The following is a 15,500-nucleotide window of genomic DNA, read 5'->3' on the forward strand; positions in this document are numbered from 1 at the left end:
AATCTAACGCCCGCGTTCGGAATACGCCTCCATGAGGGATTGCAACTCGTCGCGGCTTGCAGGGGCCTGCGCATAGCTGTGAACGGCGGGAACCTGCGCCCACGGCATCTTTTCATCGGTCATGACCTCGACAAACGGCTCGAATAGCGCGGCCTGGTTCAGGATCGATGTGCGCAGGTTGATGCGTTCGGGGGCGTGGCCGAGCCGGGAATAGACGATGTTCAGGCAGGACTTGCAGAAATAATGCGCCCGCCCATCAGAGCGGAGCCCGCCCCGAACCAATGCGCCGGTACAGGAAACTGCATCGGCCGGGAACATGGTGGTCAAGGTATATGCACTTGCGCTGAGCTTCTGACAGTCGCGACAATGACAGGCCACGGTCAGAAGGGGTAGCGCAGCTACACGGACCTGCACGGCCCCACACAGGCAGGCACCCTCGTAGGGAGGTTGGGGAAATGCCATAGGTGATCACTCATTTTCTGTTTGTTTCTACGCTTGCGGGGAATTTGTTCGCGGATCGGACCGCGCACCGCGGTCAGGCCAAAGATGCGCGGACCGCCGGATGCTTACAGCTTAGACGAGATCACCCCGGTGGCAAACCCACCCATCCGCAGTTCCCCAAACAGGCGCTGATATTCGATCTTGGGGCAGCGGTTCATCACCACGTCAACCCCGCGCGCCTGTGCCTTGGCTGCGGCCTCGTCATGTTCAACACCAATCTGCATCCAGATGGTACACAAATCGGGAAATGCGGCCAGCGCCTCATCAACGATGGGCGGCACGGCCTCGGAGCGGCGGAAGATATCGACCATATCGACGGGCTCGGTTATCTCGGACAATGAGGCCCGCACCGTCTGGCCAAACAGCAGCTTGCCCGCATGACCCGGATTGACCGGAATCACCGTGTAGCCTTTGAGCGACAGATAACGGGCGACGTAATAGCTGGGCCGCACCGGGTTCATCGATACGCCAACCACGGCCACCACCTTGGTGCGCTTCAGAATATGGGTCAGGAACTCGTCGGAATAGTCAGCCATGACCGCACCATAAGCAGGAGCGCCGAAAGAAAAAAGCGCCCAGGTAAGAACCTGAGCGCCAGTTGTTGGAACGAGGGACAGTGAAATGACCCGCGGCAGTTCCATTCCGCGGTCACTGTGACATTTAAGCACGAGTTCGGTAAAAAAAAGAGGGTGCGCTCATTTTTGTGATGACAGATCACGAAATGCGGAAAACTGCCCGTCACTGGTAAAGCGCTGACGGCCAGTGGACCTCGGCCTTTCTGATATTCTGTGATACGTTTTGCTTCCAGATACGCTCAATCTCTACGGAATGCGTGAGGTAGAGCTTGCCCTGAACAATCTGCCACGCCTTCGGGTCAGTACTGCTGAGCCAGCCCTTGATCATTGCATAGGCACAGTAGCCACCAAACTGCGGCGCAAAAGCGCGCGGGTTTCGTTCAAACCGATCGCGATTGTCTTCGGAGGCGAACTGCCAGCGGGCACCTTTCCAGATCAGGGCGATATCCGGATCACCCGGCACCGGAGATCCGACCTGAAAGTAAGAGACCGCGTCATAACCCGAGACCGCCGCACCTTTGTCGACGTAAAACATAGATTTTTCCTGCGCCAGAGCCATTGGCGCGGCTGCAAGGCAGGTCAAACTGGTTACAAAGGAACGTCGGGACAACATCAGGTGATTCATGGGCTTGATCTTCGAAGATTCTAAAATGCATATTTCCTGGTTGCTTCGAAACCCCTATGACGCCGATGTGAACATTCGCTAGTCGAACACATCCTCGATCACATCCCAGGCTTCGTCCAGCACGCGTGAAAACAGGCTTTTCTTCTTCTTTTTCTTATACTTCTGGGGTTTTCGTGCGGGTTTGTATTTTCCATCAGGCCGATCAACCAGCTTGGCCTTGGGCACCATCTTGAGGTTGTGCAGCGGCGCGCCACAGCTTGAGCAGCTCAGCTCATGCTGCTGCTTGCCCCTCAGAACCAGTGCAGCGCGGGTGCCGCAATAGCAGCAGGTGGCGATTTTATGCGAGGTGGAAATTGGGGCCTCCTGTCATCTGTGCTGTGACGCATATAGGGCAATCGCCGCGGCATTTGAGACGTTGAGTGACCCAAATCCCCCCGCCGCGTCAATCTTGACCAGTTGATCCACCGTCTCTTTGGTCTTTTGCCGCAGACCCGGCCCCTCGGCCCCCAAAACCAGCGCGACCGGCTGCTTGCGTTTGTCGAGCAGAGCGGTCTCGATGGTTTCCTCCGCCTCGCCGTCGAGCCCGAGCACCAGAAAGCCCATATTCTGCAACTCCACGATTGCATCGGCCAGATTGCGCACCCTCAGATAGGGCTGGCGTTCCAGCGCGCCGCTGGCAGTTTTGGCCAGCGCGCCGGTCTCGGGCGCCGAATGGTGCCGCGTACCGATTACGGCGCTGGCGCCCAGCACCTCGGCCGAGCGCAGAATCGCCCCAACGTTATGCGGATCGGTGACGCGGTCCAGAAGCAGCACGCGCGGGTTTTCCCGCCCGATACAGTTTTCCGCAAGCCCGCCCCAATCCAGCGGTTTCACCTCAAGCGCCGCCCCTTGGTGGACCGAACCGGGATCAATCGGAGCTGTAAATTTGCGCGGATCGACCATTTCGGCCTCGATCCCAGCAAAATCAATGGCTTCCGCCAGTTTATCACGCGCGTTCCGGGTGACGATCAGGCGCAGTTTTTGCCGTTTCGGGTTCATCAATGCATCGCGAACTGCATGCAGGCCGAACAGCCAGACGGTCTCCGAGGCCGCTGCTTTGCGTGCCTGTTCCTTCTCAACGACCCACTTTGGTTTCTTCATGTCACGGGCCTCCGGGCCGGGAATTCGGTTTCATGCGTCAAAGCGGTATTTTCCTGTTGACGCCCTTTAGACGCGCTAGTAATCACGCCTCCACGTCAGGTGCAACGCCTGACAGTGGGCGACAGGCCGCAAGGTGTGGCAGGGGACTGTAACTCCCTCGCGGAGACGCACGCCTGGTTCGATTCCAGGGTCGCCCACCATCTTCTTCCTCAATAAATTTGCGCACCTTCGGCCCATGGACCGGGTTATTCCGCGACCGGCGCGAAAGACAGCGACATTTCTTCACCATCGTCAAAACGATATGGGGCCGTCACCGTGACAACGCGCGCCGGATCGATATCTTCCGGAGCTTTCCTATCCGCCTCCCACACCCGCAGGACCGGGCCCGACGGCTGCATGCCGCGCTCGCTATAGATCGCTTGCCCGGGGTTTAGATAGGCGATGTTACCCGCCAGCCAATTCTGCGCGACAATGGACGCATCGGGCGGAGATTGCGCGAGTATCTGCGATGTCAGCTCAGCAAAGGGTGCTGCGCGTTTGGCGTCTCCGGCCAGGTTATAGTGCAGAATCGCGAGGCAGATCAGCCCTGCCAGACACGCGATCAACTGAGCGAATTTGCGGGTACCGGGTGCTCCGATCCGCGGCAGGAGCCATAGTGCGATGGCAGGGCCCGCAAAAATCAGAAACGGTTGCAGCCAGCGGTCCTTCACATTGGTACTGCCGCTGAACACCACAATCAGCGCCATGAGGGCCAGCGCCCAGACCAGAGTTCGCACCATCAAGCGCAACAGGTCATCCGCGGGAACCGCCGCACCCTGTTCGCGGTAGATCAGCCAAAGCGCGCCAAGGACGACCAGAAGAAGCGCCACAAAGCTCAGCGCGGCCAGCAGAAGCTCGGCCACGCCTTGCACCGCGATCAGGGCGACAGGCCCGGTGCTGGTCATGTCGAGCTTATGCGAACTTGCAAAAGCAAGCTCCGGGTTGTTGAGAATCCACAGCATCGGTGGTGTCAGCAGCAGACCCGCGATACCAAACGACAGCAGTATGCGGACCGACAGGAACGGTTTACGTGTCTCAGAATGGCTGAGCGCGGCCAGCAGCATGGCCAGCAGCGCGATGGCGTAATTGTACTTCGACAACCCACCCGCCGCGATCACCACGCCCAGCAGAACGTAGCCCTTGGTCGAAGGGTTGCGGATCAGGTGCCAAATCGCCGCAATGCTGAGTACCGAACAGAGATTGGCCAGAACGGTATGTGTCAGCGCGCGCTGCGATTCCCAACTGACCTGATAGAGCATCAGTAATGACAGCACAGCCAGCCCCGCGATCGGTGGCGTTTGCCGGGTGCGGATGGTCAGGTAGAGCGTGGCCACCGTGGCCAGCAATATTCCGTTTTTCAGCAGTGACAGACCAAGAAGGCCGGGGCCGGTGATCTGAAACACCGCCCATTGCAGCCAGGCATAAAGCGGCAGTTGCGGGCCGTAGCCCCAATCCAGCTGACGGGCGTCCAGCAGGATTTCGGCCTCGTCCAACCCAAGCGCACCGCCGGTGGCAAGCCGCAGGACAACGTGCAGAAGAAAGTAGCTGGTGAAAAGCCCGAGCCAGAAGCGATCTGTTGCCCATAATCGCGGCTTCAAACCACCATCGACAGATAGCGGATGATAAGAGCCCGACTGAAAATTGGTCATGGCGCGCCCCGACTTGCCCGGCGCGTCTGCAACTTGCAGGTCACCGGGTGCTTCGCTTGCCGAAGCTAGACCTGAAGCAAGGACACAAGTCCAGTTTTTTCACGCTTCCGTAACCGTGACAGTCAAGCGCAGCGCGGAATTGCACAATCGGTGCGTTCAGGCCGTCCGCTGCGCGCCGGTCTGGGTGATATTGTCGAGCCAGTCGGTCAGGCTGCCCAGATCGGGATCAAGCGCATCCGCCATGCCGCCTGCGAATTCCTGAAACCGTTCGATGTTGAGCTGATTGAGGCCCACCAGCACCGGAATCCCGCGTTCCAACGCGTCGGCAATAAGCGGGCGGAATCCGCGACCGTCCGCCTCGTGCTTGCCGAATTTGTTGATGATCAGAAGCTGCGGTGCGTTGTCCAGCGATTGCGTGACCAGACCGACTGCACGCTCAAGTTCGGCCGGGTCCAGACGGCAGCCGCGCGCGTTCTTGCCCAAGGACTGCGAGATGCGGATGATCTCGCCGGTGGGCAGTACCTTCAGGTCCATATCGCATTTGTAACCTTCGGCGCATTCGGTGTTGGTTTGCACCACTCCGGCCAGCGCAGTGCCCGTATCTGTCAAAGCCTCGGCAAAGGCGCTGAGCAGGCGGTCGGTGGCACCGCGATCGGTGGTTGTGACATAGGCCAGATGCATTTTGGGACCTCAAGACTTCGGATGGTGACAGATCAGATAGCACGCATAAGGTGGTTCGGCCACTCTAAGGCATCAGGGCAGCGGAGAAAGCCCGATCACAGCTTCGTGCAGATACAGGAGGGCCGCATAAGTCGCGAAGGCTGTCAGCCAGACCCAAAGACGTGGCCATGGCCGGGGCGCGCGCAGGGACAGGCGTGCAGTGTTGCGGGACAGGCGAGGCCAGTCTGGCCCCATGTTGCGGGCGGTGCGCCGGTCGATCAGCCCCATGCCCATCGCGGCAAATCCGGCGAACAGGCCAAACAGGATGACATGCGACAGGCTGCCATTGGCCAGCAAGTGCGCAACCGCCCAGAGCATCAGCGCCACAAGGATCGGGTGGCGCGTGGTCCGCAGGATACCGGGGTTTTCGGGATCGAACGGGCGATGCCCCAGCCCGCCGAACGAGAACGGGTTCTGGATCGACAGCCCTACAATGGCCAACCAGCAAACGATGGGCATGGCCAGCAGTGGTATCCAGCGGAGAAGCGGGAATGGCGGGATGACCTCGACATAAGGTGCGTTGGCGGCGGCGATGACCAGCCAGCCCAGAACAGCCAACGAGACCAGTGAATAGGTCGCGAAATACCCGGTACGGCCCAGCGTGCCTATCAGCCAGCCACGTACTGCCGGGCGCGCCGGGATCATGTGGCTGAGAAGAAAGGTGGCAAGCGCTGCGAGGAAAAAGCCCCAACCGGTCATGGTCATCTCCGAACGTGTCGCGCCCGGTTTAGGGGATGGATGCGCGCTGGTCTTTGTCCAAAATCAAGTGAGGCCTGGGGCGGTTGCCCGCCCCTGCCCTATTTTACAGGCCCAGCGCCTTGCGGCGCTCCTCGGCAAAGCCCTGCACCATGCGATCGGCGATCAGGGCCAGAATGGCCATCGCTGCCCCGGCGGAGATGCCGAGCCCCACATCCGCCTGTCCCAGCGCCAGATAGATCGACTGACCCAGACCGGTGGTACCGATCAGTGCCGCGATCACAAGCATCGCAAAGGCGTAAAGGATGGTCTGGTTCAGACCCAGCAGGATGGTCGGCGCAGCATAAGGCGCGCGGACATCACGCATGATCTGCCACTCGGTCGCGCCGCTGGAGATGGCGGCCTCCATCATTTCCTCAGGCGTGTTGACCAGCCCATGCCGCGTGTAGCGGATCATCGGGACGATGGCGTAGGCGCAGATGGCGAGGAAAGCCGAGAACTCTCCGATCTGAAACACCATCAGAACCGGGATCAGGAACACGAACAGCGGGATCGTCTGCAGCATGTCGCAGATCGGGCGCACGATGGTCCAGACCGGCGACCAGACCGCGCTGGCCAGACCGATCAGACCGCCAAGCACGGCACAGAAGAACACCGCAGCGCCGCTGAGGTAGAGCGACAGCAAGGCGCGTTCCCACAGGCCTGAGACAAGGATGGTGCAGAGCAGACCCACCGAAAGCGCCGCCAGACGCCAGCCGCCTGCGACCCAGCCCAGTGCGGCAGCCCCAGTCAGAACAAAGGGCCATGGCAGGTTGGCGATGCCGGTTTCCAGCATGCCGATCAGGATCAGAACCACCAGCCCTCCAGTCAGGTGCCCACGCCATGCCATCAGCAGTGCGATTGCGGCACCAACGGCAAAGAGGCCGTAGCTCATCGAGGGTGTCCATGCGAAGCCCCAGGTGAAGGGCAGCACTGCCTGGTCCAGCCCGATCCGCAGCGGCAGGAGCACATAGAACAGCGAGTTATTCTTGAGCGCATCCAGCCACGGCCCGTTGGCTTGCGTGAACGCGGTCAGGCCGCTGTCGATAGCCCCGGCCATTGGGTCCAGCACGGTAAGCTCGGACGGGTTCGGCAGCCACGCCCAGAAGGCAGCGGTGAACAGCACAGCAAAGCCCAGCATCGCCCAGACGACGCGGCTGTCATAGCGTTTGCGCTCGGTCGCCAGCGTGCCGCTCATCCGGTCGATAACAACAGCGAAGACGACGATAACGAGACCAGCCATCAGGGATTCGCCGAACTGCGCCTTGCGCATGGTCAGCAGAACTTCCCAGCCGATGTCGTTGAAACCGCCGATGACGGCGGCAATGATGACCATCGACAGGGCGGCCATCAGGCATTGGTTTACGCCGACCATGATCTGTGTTGTGGCGGCGGGTATTTCGACCTGAAACAGTTGTTGGATCCGAGTGCCGCCGGACATGATGGCGGCTTCCTTGATCTCGGATTCGACCCGTTCCAACCCTAGCATCACGTTACGCGCCATAGGCGGCGCCGCATAGATGGCCGAGGCGATCAGGCCGACCACCGGACCAAAGCCAAAGAGCAGCAGCAATGGCGTCAGGTAGGCAAAGGTCGGCACGGTTTGCATGATATCCAGTACCGCCTGCACGAACACCTTCACGCGCGGGACTTCGTTGGCGAGGATACCGATCGCGCCGCCCATGATCAGCGCCACGGGCACGGACACGGCGACGAGGGCGAGCGTATTCATGCTCTCGGCCCAATAACCCGAGGCCAGCACGAAGCTGAGACCGACAAAGCCCAGTGCCGCCATCGGCAAACCACCCAGATACCAGCCGAGGGCGGTCACGATACCGATCAGGATCGGCCAAGGGGTGTTGCCCAGCACATAATTGGCAGCATCCATCGGATAGATCATCAGGTCCGAAAACAGCCGCATGGCCGGTTTGATGCCGTTCAGAAACCAGTCGAGAAACGCCCCAACCCATTGAGTTGCAGGCAGTTCCCACGCGGCGGGCCATTTGACCAGCCACGGGGCCACGCCCTCCAGCGCGAGACAAACCGCGCCAACGATCACGGTGATCAGTGCAGCCTGCGCCCCTGCGGTCAGGCGCGCTTGCTGCGCGGGGATGTCCGTCACGGCGGTCATGCTTCATCCACCTGCAACGCGGCGGCGAGGTCGGACGGATGAACCGTGCCGACAACATTGCCGTCTGCATCACGCACGGGCACGGGCTCATAAAGTTCCATGCAATGCGCAAGTGCCGCATCCAGCGTCATCGAAGTGGTCAGGCCGGGATCATCGGGGCCGCAGCCGGTCTCGTCCCGCATAACCGAGGCAACCTTGGCGTGCTGACCTTTGGCCACGTCCTTCGAGAATTCGCGCACATAGTCGTCCACCGGACGCAGTACGATATCCGTCGGCGTGCCGATCTGAACGATCTTGCCGTCGCGCATAATGGCGATGCGGTCGGCCAGCTTCAGCGCCTCTTGAATGTCGTGGGTGATGAAGACGATGGATTTCTTCAGCGTCGCCTGAATGCGCAGGAATTCATCCTGCAGTTGGCGGCGGATCAGCGGATCGAGGGCCGAGAACGGCTCGTCCAGGAACCAGATGTCCGGGTTCACCGCAAGGCTGCGCGCGATCCCCACGCGCTGGCGCTGGCCGCCTGAAAGCTGCCGGGGGAAGCTGCCTTCGCGGCCTTCCAGACCGACCAGAGAAATCACTTCCTGCGCGCGGGCCAGACGTTCCTTTTTACCTACGCCCTGCACCCGCAGCGGATAGGCCACGTTTTCAGCCACGGTCATATGCGGGAACAAGCCGAAATGCTGGAATACCATGCCCAGCTTCTTGCGCCGCAGATCGGTCAGCACCTTCTTGGACGCGCCGATGACGTTCTCGCCATCCACACGGATTTCACCACCCGTACCGGGCAGCAATTGCGAGATGCATCGGATCAGCGTCGATTTACCTGAACCCGACAGGCCCATGATGACGAAAAGCTCGCCCTCTTTGACTTCGAAATTGGCGTCCTGAACGGCGGGGATGAAACCCTGTTCACGCAGATCGGTGGCGGCTTTGTCGGCGTCATTCCCTGACCGAGACAGCGCGTCGGTCAAGGCTTTGTCAGCACCGGTGCCAAACACCTGCCAGAGGTTCTGGCAGGCGATGGCTGGCGTCGTAGCGTCAGTCACTTAGGCAAGCTCACTGCGTTGCCGCGTCAACGACCGGACGCCACTTGTCTTCGTTTTCGGCCATCCATGCCGCAACGACTTCTTCGACCGCGCCGCCGTCCACGTCAATTGCGCCCATCATCGGTTGCTGATCTTCGACCGACAGCTGATAGTTGGTCAGGATCTCATAGGCGGCGGGCCATTTGTCTGCCATGCCGCTCCAGCCCGCTTTGAAGATGCGCGAAGGCGAGAAGTCGCAATCGTTTACCGCGTTGGGGTTCGGGCCCCATGCGGGATCGTTAAAGCACGCCTCTTCGCCCGCAGGCAGTTCAACGAACTGCACGTCGTAGGCCGACATCGCCCAATGCGGCTGCCAGAAGGTGATGAGCAGCGGCGACTTACGCTCGGTCGACGCACGCAGTTCAGCGATCAGCGCGCCTTCGGAACCGGCAGGAACGGCTTTGAAGGGAAGCTCAAGACCGGTCATACGATCAGCACCCGGTGTACCCCAATCGGCGGGGTAGTCGACCAGACGGCCACCGGGCAGAGTTTCAGCCGTTGCAAAGACCTGAGCACACTCTTTCAGCGCTTCCCAGGCGGGCAGGCCCGGGCACAGTTCAGCCACGTGTGCGGGATAGGCAATACCTTCCTTGGCATTCAGGCCCAGATCACCGATTTCGACAACAGTGCCCTCGTCGATCTTCTTGGCATATTCGTCGGACACGTTGGAAGACCAGATTTCCAGCGTCGCGTCGATGTCACCATCCGCCAGCGCCTGGAACTGATTCATCATACCGGCGGTCACGTACTCCACGTTGTAGCCTGCGGCCTTCAGCATCTCACCCGCCACATGTGTGGTGACATGCTGACCGGTCCACTCGTTGATCGCCAGCTTGATCGGCTCGTCCACCGCGCCCATGTCGGCGGCCTGGGCCGACCCGGCAACGGCGAGGGCCAAAAGGCTTACGCTAAGCTTTTTCATGATTTTACTCCCTGTTTTATTCTACTTGCCCTTCATCGCACCAAAGTACGCTGGGGAATTCAATGGTAATAGCACCTGACGCAACATGCACAAATTCGACCGGAAAAGGAAAGGGAACAGTAAAACCCGCCGCAAGTTTCCGCGCCGGGCTCAAAGTCAGCCCACTTATCCAGTCCCGACCGCTTTCTCATGCATAAGCAAGGTACCGTTCATGTCGCTAGGTTAGGGATATTGATTGACTAGTCAATTATAAAAAGACTCTGCAGCTGCGACGCCACAATCACCCTTGTCACGCGAACTCAAATAAGACCAACTTCGAGCGAAGGGAGATCAGGCAATGCATCATTTTGACGATATCTTTGATATGGCGGCCAACCGTCATGGCGGGCCCGATGCATTGGAGGCCAAGCTGAGCAAACCGAAAACCCCTGCCGAGTTTGCAGCACTGCCTGAGGATCGGTGGCTGTCCATCATCACCAAGACCGTGTTTCAGGCCGGATTCAACTGGAAGGTCATCGAGTCGAAATGGGAGGGCTTTGAGACCGCCTTCGACGGATTCGATGTCGGGCGTTGCGCCTTTATGGATGACGAGAAATTCGACGCCTTGCTGCAGGACACGCGGATTGTGCGCAACGGAACCAAGATTGCCGCCGTGCGCGACAACGCGGCCTTTTTGCTGGAACTGAGAGAAGAAGGCGGTGCTGGGCAGGTGCTGGGCGGGTGGCCTTCAACGGATTTCATCGGCCTGTTGGCAATGCTGGGCAAACGCGGCTCTCGACTGGGCGGTACAACCGCTCAATTCGCGATGCGCTTTGCCGGACGGGACGGTTTCATGCTGTCCCGCGATGTGACTGCGCGGCTGATCGCCGAAGGGGTCATCGATAAACCTGCCACATCGAAAAAGGCCATGGCGGCAGTTCAGGAAGCATTCAACACCTGGATGGACCAATCCGGGCGCTCACTGACCGAAATCAGCCGGGTTCTGGCGATGAGCCTGTGAAAACGGCTTGCAGAGACGGGCGGGCGTATTAGGCTTTGTAATATGGCCCGCCCCCTGCTGATTTTGATCATGTTGCTATTTGCATCCTGCGGTCGCCCCCTGACCGAGCATGAACGCGCATTTGCCGCGAACATTCAGGGCGATACGCTGAACCTCGATCGGGTGCGACTGGTCGAGGGCGCTCCGGTCGCGGCGATCACATATAAACGCAAGGCCCGCCCCCGGTTGGCTTGTCGCGAGCGGATTCTGCCGCCGGTGAAAGAGGAAATCGTCACCGGGAGGCCCGCAGCCGTTGCACTGTTCAATCGGGTGTACTTTACCCGCGACTGGTATCTGGACGATTACATGTCGCAATACCCCGAGCGAGTGAACCTGATCGCCGCGATGTTGCTGGCGCATGAGTTAACCCACGTATGGCAATGGCAGAATCGCGAGGTCACAGGCTACCATCCGTTGCGCGCCGCGGCTGAGCACGGGCGCAACGACGACCCTTATCTGTTCGATCTGGAGACGTCGCCCGACTTCCTGTCCTACGGCTTCGAACAGCAGGGTGCCATTGTCGAGGAATATGTCTGCTGTCGTGCACTGGACCCGGATGCACCGCGCACCAAACGGCTGCACGATATGCTGAGCGCGCATTTCGATGTTTCGACCTTACCTGGCAACAGGCGCGAAAGCGCCGTGGAGTTGCCTTGGGCGGGGGCAGAGGTTGAAGGCATCTGCCGCTGAGGCTCAGCCCTCTTGCAGGGTTTTCAGAAAGGCGACCAGATCGGCGATGGGCTTGCTGGTCAGGATGGGCTGTCCGGCCGGGGTTTTGATCGCGGTGTCATTGCCTTCAAAAAAGGGGCCGTAGACAGGCATGGGGCTGCCGTGGCTGACCAAAGGATCGCGTCCGTCGATCCGCGACACCACACGAGCGGTCGGGAAGACACCATCCGCATCGGCCAGAACCTTCAGATTCGTTGGCTGGATCACTAGCACCCCGGCCATCGGCCCATGCCCTGTTGCGTCCAACCCGTGACAGGTGGCGCAATAGTGCTGATAAAGCTCAGCGCCCGCTTCGACGTCCTGCGCCAATGCGGATTGCGGTATCGTAAAGAGCGCAGCCAGCGAAGCTGCGCCAAGTGTCGACCGGATCATGCTTTTCTTCCTTCTGCCTTGCAAATCGAGACTTGCCCGACAGCCTTGCGGGCGCAATGATCCAGATCAACGAAACCGGAGCAGGGATCAAAGGCAATGACACAATACGCAGCCATCATGCTGGCCGCAGGGATCGGCGTTCCCATCCTGGCCGCCCTGAACGCTGCCTTGGGCAGGCTGATCGGGTCACCCAATGCGGCGGCGGTGGTCCTGTTTGCCATCGCTTTTGTGGCCTCGGCCTTGGCGCTGCTGGTGCTCGGTGGCGGTGAAGCCTTCGCCAAGATTGCGCAAGCCCCGCGACATCTGCTGTTAGGCGGTGTTCTGATCGCGTTTTACGTGCTTTCGATCACCCATGTCGCCCCGCATTTCGGGGTGGGCAATGCGGTATTTTTCGTGCTGCTGGGCCAGTTGATCAGCACAGCAGCGATTGACCATTTCGGCCTGTTCGGCGCTCAGGTCACACCGCTGACCCTGATGCGGGCGGGCGGCATTGCGGTGATGGCGATCGGGGTCGCAATCACGCAGCTGGCCTGAGCACGCCCCCCTCCAGCCGCAATATCCGGTCCATCCGCGCAGCCAGATCGAGGTTATGCGTGGCGATCAGCGCCGAGAGCCCTTCGTCCCGCACCAGCGCCATGAGCGCCGCAAACACCTGATCCGAGGTTTCGGGGTCCAGATTGCCGGTTGGCTCATCCGCCAACAGCACGCGCGGCTGATTGGCCAGCGCCCGGCAGAAAGCCACGCGCTGCTGTTCCCCGCCCGACAAGGCCGCTGGTCGATGATCTGCGCGCGCCGCGACGCCAACATGGTCAAGCAACTGCATCGCCCGCGCCTGCGCTGCTTTCTCAGATGCGCCGTTGGCCAGTTGCGGCAGCACGATATTCTCCAGCGCCGTAAACTCGGGCAGCAGGTGGTGGAATTGGTAGACAAAACCCACATCGCGCCGCCGGATCGCCGTGCGTGTGCGGTCTCCTTTGCCCGTTGCCCCCTGCCCTGCGATCTCGACCTCGCCGGTATCCGGCGTGTCCAGCAGGCCCGCGATATGCAGCAGGGTCGATTTGCCCGCGCCCGATGGCGCAACCAGCGCCACGGCCTCACCCGCGCGAAGCTCCAGATCGGCACCGCGCAGCACCTGAACCTCGCCGGGCGTGCCCGGAAGATAGGTCTTGGTCAGGCTGTTCAGCCTCAGCGTCACATCATTCATAGCGCAGCGCCTCAACCGGGTTCAGCCGGGCCGCGCGACGGGCCGGAAAATAAGTGACGAGGAAGGACAGGCCCAGCGACAGGCCGATGGCCTTCAGAACATCGCTCAGATGCAATTCTGCGGGCAAGGCATAGATGCCGCGAATGGACGGGTCCCAGACGCCACCACCCATGATGTAGTTCACGAACGAGAAAATCGGGTCGATGTAGATCGCGAAGAGACACCCCAGAATAACCCCCATCGCGGTGCCAATGATGCCTGTGAACGCGCCGCAGATGAAGAACACCCGCAACACCGAGCCTTCGCTGAGTCCGATTGTGCGCAGGATGCCGATGTCACGGCCCTTGTTCTTCACCAACATGATCAGGCCCGACACGATGTTCATCGCCGCAATCAGCACGAGGATCGACAGGATGATGAACATCACATTGTCCTCGACCTCTAGCGCGCGCAAGAACCCGCCCGAGGCGTCCTGCCAGGTCCAGATCTGGCTGCGCTCTCCGGCAGCTTCGAGGATCGGGATCAGGATCGGGGTCAGCTCTTCGGGGCGTTCGACCATCACCTCGATCTCATCCGCCACACCTTCACGGTTGAAGAAACTCTGCGCCTCGGCAAACGGCATGTAGACCCGAGTGCGGTCGATGTCGTAGCGCCCGGCGGAGAAGACATAGATCACCTCATAAGCATTCACACGCGGAGACGTCCCAAAGGCGGTTTTCACCCCATTGGGCGAGGTCAGCTTCACCCGATCCCCCACCGTCGCCCCGATGGACCGTGCCACGCCCGAACCAATGGCGATGCCTTCGGCGAACCGTGACAGGTCACCATAAGCCTGCTCGCTTTCGGCAATACCCGGCAAGTCGGCCAGATCATCGGGGCGGATGCCAAACACCTGCACGCCTGCGCTGCGGTCGGCGTTGGTGATCAATACCTGTCCTTTGACAAGCGGGGCGGCACGCTCGACCCCCGGCACCTGTGCGACCCGATCCGCCATACCGTCGAAATCAGTGATGGTGCGATCCAGCCGACCCTGTGCATTGACCTCACCTGCCGAGAAAACGGTGACATGCGCGTTGGCCCCCAGAATGGTGCCCACGAATTCTGACCGAAACCCGGACCGCACCGCCAGCGTCGCGATCAGCGCAAACACCGCCAGCGTGATCCCGATCAGCGAAATCCACGTCATCACGCTGACGCCGCCCTCGGCGCGGCGGGCACGCAGATAGCGCCAGGCGATTTTCCATTCGAATGGGGCGAAGGGCGGTGGTGTCTTGGCCATGCTGCCTCGGTGATCGGTATGGCGCGACCCTCTCGGCATTTCGTCCAATGGTCAAGCCGGTTCTCATCTCGTGAACCTGGGTCGGCAAATCTGCGGCCCACTGGGCGCGGCTCGGAACCCGAATCGATATGAGCTCATGTCTGACGGCTCTGTCTTCGCGGGAATGGTTCGGATTTCAATTATACCGGTGGTTGTGAACCCCTTCACAGACAAGGGCTTATTGTTTCAGCTATGAAGTCAATGTGAAACGTTAGCGTGTCAACTGAGTCACAATCGCAACATTGGGCGCGCAATTTTATTTCACAAATTGATTATTGTGAGAAACTTTGTACCCTATATTTGGGGGACACATTTTAAAGAGTTAAGAGCGGAGGTACGCTCAATGAGTATTCAGGAACACATAGAAGGATCGGGCCCGTTTATAGCCCGGCCAGCAGCAACGGAATTGGATTGTGAAAGCGCCGCATTGTTAAGGGCCGCGATCCGCCCCTTGTTCAGCAGCGCAGCAAGTTGGTCCAGCCTGGCAGATATTCTCAAAGACAAGGGATATCATCTGGCATTTCGTCAGGGACGTCTGTGCATCACGGACCGAAAGACCGGAGATCGCATTTGCGGCCTGCGGTTCCTTGGTTTCGAACTGCGCGATCTGGTCCGGCGCATGGGACGCCCCATCGTCATCGCGCGCGGCAGCGACGCGGATGGGGACATCGTGTCGGTGCGTCCAGCACCCTGAACGCACGCAATCAGATTTACAT

18 protein-coding genes and 1 tRNA gene are annotated in these 15,500 nt (G+C 60.2%); 5 read left to right on the forward strand and 14 right to left on the reverse strand.

The features are described 5' to 3' along the window. Nucleotides 1–3: 3 nt before the first annotated feature. The 5 genes from ACR0AZ_RS12065 to rlmB all read right to left on the reverse strand — a co-directional run bounded on the left by ACR0AZ_RS12065 (nucleotide 4) and on the right by rlmB (nucleotide 2,841). Nucleotides 4–462 carry a GFA family protein gene (locus tag ACR0AZ_RS12065; RefSeq protein ID WP_480470393.1) on the reverse strand — a complete coding sequence of 153 codons (459 nt, stop codon included), beginning with the start codon at nucleotides 460–462 and terminating at the stop codon, nucleotides 4–6. A 104-nt stretch (nucleotides 463–566) separates the two neighbouring features. Then, the gene (locus tag ACR0AZ_RS12070) at nucleotides 567–1,037 is read right to left on the reverse strand and encodes a CoA-binding protein (RefSeq protein ID WP_480470394.1); all 471 of its coding nucleotides are present in this window, start codon (nucleotides 1,035–1,037) and stop codon (nucleotides 567–569) included. Between the two features lie 202 nt (nucleotides 1,038–1,239). Then, on the reverse strand, nucleotides 1,240–1,611 hold the full coding sequence (locus tag ACR0AZ_RS12075; RefSeq protein WP_480470395.1) for a YHS domain-containing (seleno)protein: 372 nt from the start codon (nucleotides 1,609–1,611) through the stop codon (nucleotides 1,240–1,242). Between the two features lie 168 nt (nucleotides 1,612–1,779). After that, nucleotides 1,780–1,929, reverse strand: coding sequence for a hypothetical protein (locus ACR0AZ_RS12080; protein ID WP_480667539.1), 150 nt, complete (start codon nucleotides 1,927–1,929; stop codon nucleotides 1,780–1,782). Nucleotides 1,930–2,067: 138 nt separating this feature from the next. Beyond that, nucleotides 2,068–2,841 (reverse strand): 23S rRNA (guanosine(2251)-2'-O)-methyltransferase RlmB, encoded by a 774-nt coding sequence (gene rlmB / locus ACR0AZ_RS12085; RefSeq protein ID WP_480667540.1) that lies wholly within the window; start codon nucleotides 2,839–2,841, stop codon nucleotides 2,068–2,070. 116 nt (nucleotides 2,842–2,957) lie between these two features. Between rlmB and ACR0AZ_RS12090 the strand changes: the two genes are divergently transcribed. After that, nucleotides 2,958–3,041, forward strand: a tRNA-Tyr gene (locus ACR0AZ_RS12090). 45 nt (nucleotides 3,042–3,086) lie between these two features. On the opposite strand, the gene ACR0AZ_RS12095 is transcribed toward ACR0AZ_RS12090, so the two are convergent. From ACR0AZ_RS12095 to ACR0AZ_RS12120, 6 genes are all read right to left on the reverse strand, one after another. Further along, the gene (locus ACR0AZ_RS12095; protein WP_480658315.1) at nucleotides 3,087–4,529 is read right to left on the reverse strand and encodes an ArnT family glycosyltransferase; all 1,443 of its coding nucleotides are present in this window, start codon (nucleotides 4,527–4,529) and stop codon (nucleotides 3,087–3,089) included. A gap of 156 nt (nucleotides 4,530–4,685) precedes the next feature. Then, nucleotides 4,686–5,210: a DUF2478 domain-containing protein gene (locus ACR0AZ_RS12100; RefSeq protein ID WP_480470399.1), complete on the reverse strand. Its 525-nt coding sequence runs from the start codon at nucleotides 5,208–5,210 to the stop codon at nucleotides 4,686–4,688. 72 nt (nucleotides 5,211–5,282) lie between these two features. Further along, entirely contained in the window at nucleotides 5,283–5,948 is a 666-nt protein-coding gene (locus tag ACR0AZ_RS12105) for an NnrU family protein (protein ID WP_480470400.1), read from the reverse strand. A 103-nt stretch (nucleotides 5,949–6,051) separates the two neighbouring features. Then, nucleotides 6,052–8,115: an ABC transporter permease gene (locus ACR0AZ_RS12110; protein WP_480667541.1), complete on the reverse strand. Its 2,064-nt coding sequence runs from the start codon at nucleotides 8,113–8,115 to the stop codon at nucleotides 6,052–6,054. Continuing rightward, entirely contained in the window at nucleotides 8,112–9,161 is a 1,050-nt protein-coding gene (locus ACR0AZ_RS12115; RefSeq protein WP_480667542.1) for a quaternary amine ABC transporter ATP-binding protein, read from the reverse strand. The genes ACR0AZ_RS12110 and ACR0AZ_RS12115 overlap by 4 nt, the downstream gene beginning before the upstream one ends. A gap of 10 nt (nucleotides 9,162–9,171) precedes the next feature. Then, nucleotides 9,172–10,122, reverse strand: coding sequence for an ABC transporter substrate-binding protein (locus tag ACR0AZ_RS12120; protein WP_480470403.1), 951 nt, complete (start codon nucleotides 10,120–10,122; stop codon nucleotides 9,172–9,174). A gap of 337 nt (nucleotides 10,123–10,459) precedes the next feature. Here ACR0AZ_RS12120 and ACR0AZ_RS12125 point away from each other — a divergent pair, with 337 nt between their 5' ends. Then, complete coding sequence (locus tag ACR0AZ_RS12125) at nucleotides 10,460–11,122, forward strand: DNA-3-methyladenine glycosylase I (protein WP_480470404.1); 663 nt, start codon at nucleotides 10,460–10,462, stop codon at nucleotides 11,120–11,122. A 42-nt stretch (nucleotides 11,123–11,164) separates the two neighbouring features. Further along, entirely contained in the window at nucleotides 11,165–11,851 is a 687-nt protein-coding gene (locus ACR0AZ_RS12130) for a hypothetical protein (protein WP_480667543.1), read from the forward strand. A gap of 3 nt (nucleotides 11,852–11,854) precedes the next feature. Here the strand turns inward: ACR0AZ_RS12130 and ACR0AZ_RS12135 are convergent, their stop codons facing one another. Beyond that, entirely contained in the window at nucleotides 11,855–12,262 is a 408-nt protein-coding gene (locus ACR0AZ_RS12135; RefSeq protein ID WP_480658322.1) for a c-type cytochrome, read from the reverse strand. Nucleotides 12,263–12,358: 96 nt separating this feature from the next. On the opposite strand from ACR0AZ_RS12135, the gene ACR0AZ_RS12140 reads away from it, so the two are divergent. Further along, a complete protein-coding gene (locus tag ACR0AZ_RS12140) occupies nucleotides 12,359–12,796 on the forward strand; it encodes a DMT family transporter (protein ID WP_480470407.1) in 438 nt (145 codons plus the stop codon). On the opposite strand, the gene ACR0AZ_RS12145 is transcribed toward ACR0AZ_RS12140, so the two are convergent. Together ACR0AZ_RS12145 and ACR0AZ_RS12150 are read right to left on the reverse strand one after the other, a co-directional pair. Further along, entirely contained in the window at nucleotides 12,780–13,466 is a 687-nt protein-coding gene (locus ACR0AZ_RS12145) for an ABC transporter ATP-binding protein (protein WP_480667544.1), read from the reverse strand. The genes ACR0AZ_RS12140 and ACR0AZ_RS12145 overlap by 17 nt on opposite strands. Next, nucleotides 13,459–14,745 carry a lipoprotein-releasing ABC transporter permease subunit gene (locus ACR0AZ_RS12150; RefSeq protein WP_480667545.1) on the reverse strand — a complete coding sequence of 429 codons (1,287 nt, stop codon included), beginning with the start codon at nucleotides 14,743–14,745 and terminating at the stop codon, nucleotides 13,459–13,461. Before ACR0AZ_RS12150 ends, ACR0AZ_RS12145 begins: the two co-directional genes overlap by 8 nt. Before the next feature lie 382 nt (nucleotides 14,746–15,127). Between ACR0AZ_RS12150 and ACR0AZ_RS12155 the strand changes: the two genes are divergently transcribed. Continuing rightward, nucleotides 15,128–15,478 carry a hypothetical protein gene (locus ACR0AZ_RS12155; RefSeq protein ID WP_480470410.1) on the forward strand — a complete coding sequence of 117 codons (351 nt, stop codon included), beginning with the start codon at nucleotides 15,128–15,130 and terminating at the stop codon, nucleotides 15,476–15,478. Nucleotides 15,479–15,500: the final 22 nt, after the last annotated feature.

It is taken from the genome of Ruegeria sp. BE3, from assembly GCF_056538865.1.

Excerpts from the sequence above, each read along its gene's own strand:
- ACR0AZ_RS12065 (WP_480470393.1), bottom strand. The coding sequence starts at position 462 with ATGGCATTTCCCCAACCTCCCTACGAGGGTGCCTGCCTGTGTGGGGCC.
- ACR0AZ_RS12070 (WP_480470394.1), bottom strand. The coding sequence starts at position 1,037 with ATGGCTGACTATTCCGACGAGTTCCTGACCCATATTCTGAAGCGCACC.
- ACR0AZ_RS12075 (WP_480470395.1), bottom strand. The coding sequence starts at position 1,611 with ATGTTTTACGTCGACAAAGGTGCGGCGGTCTCGGGTTATGACGCGGTC.
- ACR0AZ_RS12080 (WP_480667539.1), bottom strand. The coding sequence starts at position 1,929 with ATGGTGCCCAAGGCCAAGCTGGTTGATCGGCCTGATGGAAAATACAAA.
- rlmB (WP_480667540.1), bottom strand. The coding sequence starts at position 2,841 with ATGAAGAAACCAAAGTGGGTCGTTGAGAAGGAACAGGCACGCAAAGCA.
- ACR0AZ_RS12095 (WP_480658315.1), bottom strand. The coding sequence starts at position 4,529 with ATGACCAATTTTCAGTCGGGCTCTTATCATCCGCTATCTGTCGATGGT.
- ACR0AZ_RS12100 (WP_480470399.1), bottom strand. The coding sequence starts at position 5,210 with ATGCATCTGGCCTATGTCACAACCACCGATCGCGGTGCCACCGACCGC.
- ACR0AZ_RS12105 (WP_480470400.1), bottom strand. The coding sequence starts at position 5,948 with ATGACCGGTTGGGGCTTTTTCCTCGCAGCGCTTGCCACCTTTCTTCTC.
- ACR0AZ_RS12110 (WP_480667541.1), bottom strand. The coding sequence starts at position 8,115 with ATGACCGCCGTGACGGACATCCCCGCGCAGCAAGCGCGCCTGACCGCA.
- ACR0AZ_RS12120 (WP_480470403.1), bottom strand. The coding sequence starts at position 10,122 with ATGAAAAAGCTTAGCGTAAGCCTTTTGGCCCTCGCCGTTGCCGGGTCG.
- ACR0AZ_RS12125 (WP_480470404.1), top strand. The coding sequence starts at position 10,460 with ATGCATCATTTTGACGATATCTTTGATATGGCGGCCAACCGTCATGGC.
- ACR0AZ_RS12130 (WP_480667543.1), top strand. The coding sequence starts at position 11,165 with ATGGCCCGCCCCCTGCTGATTTTGATCATGTTGCTATTTGCATCCTGC.
- ACR0AZ_RS12135 (WP_480658322.1), bottom strand. The coding sequence starts at position 12,262 with ATGATCCGGTCGACACTTGGCGCAGCTTCGCTGGCTGCGCTCTTTACG.
- ACR0AZ_RS12140 (WP_480470407.1), top strand. The coding sequence starts at position 12,359 with ATGACACAATACGCAGCCATCATGCTGGCCGCAGGGATCGGCGTTCCC.
- ACR0AZ_RS12145 (WP_480667544.1), bottom strand. The coding sequence starts at position 13,466 with ATGAATGATGTGACGCTGAGGCTGAACAGCCTGACCAAGACCTATCTT.
- ACR0AZ_RS12150 (WP_480667545.1), bottom strand. The coding sequence starts at position 14,745 with ATGGCCAAGACACCACCGCCCTTCGCCCCATTCGAATGGAAAATCGCC.
- ACR0AZ_RS12155 (WP_480470410.1), top strand. The coding sequence starts at position 15,128 with ATGAGTATTCAGGAACACATAGAAGGATCGGGCCCGTTTATAGCCCGG.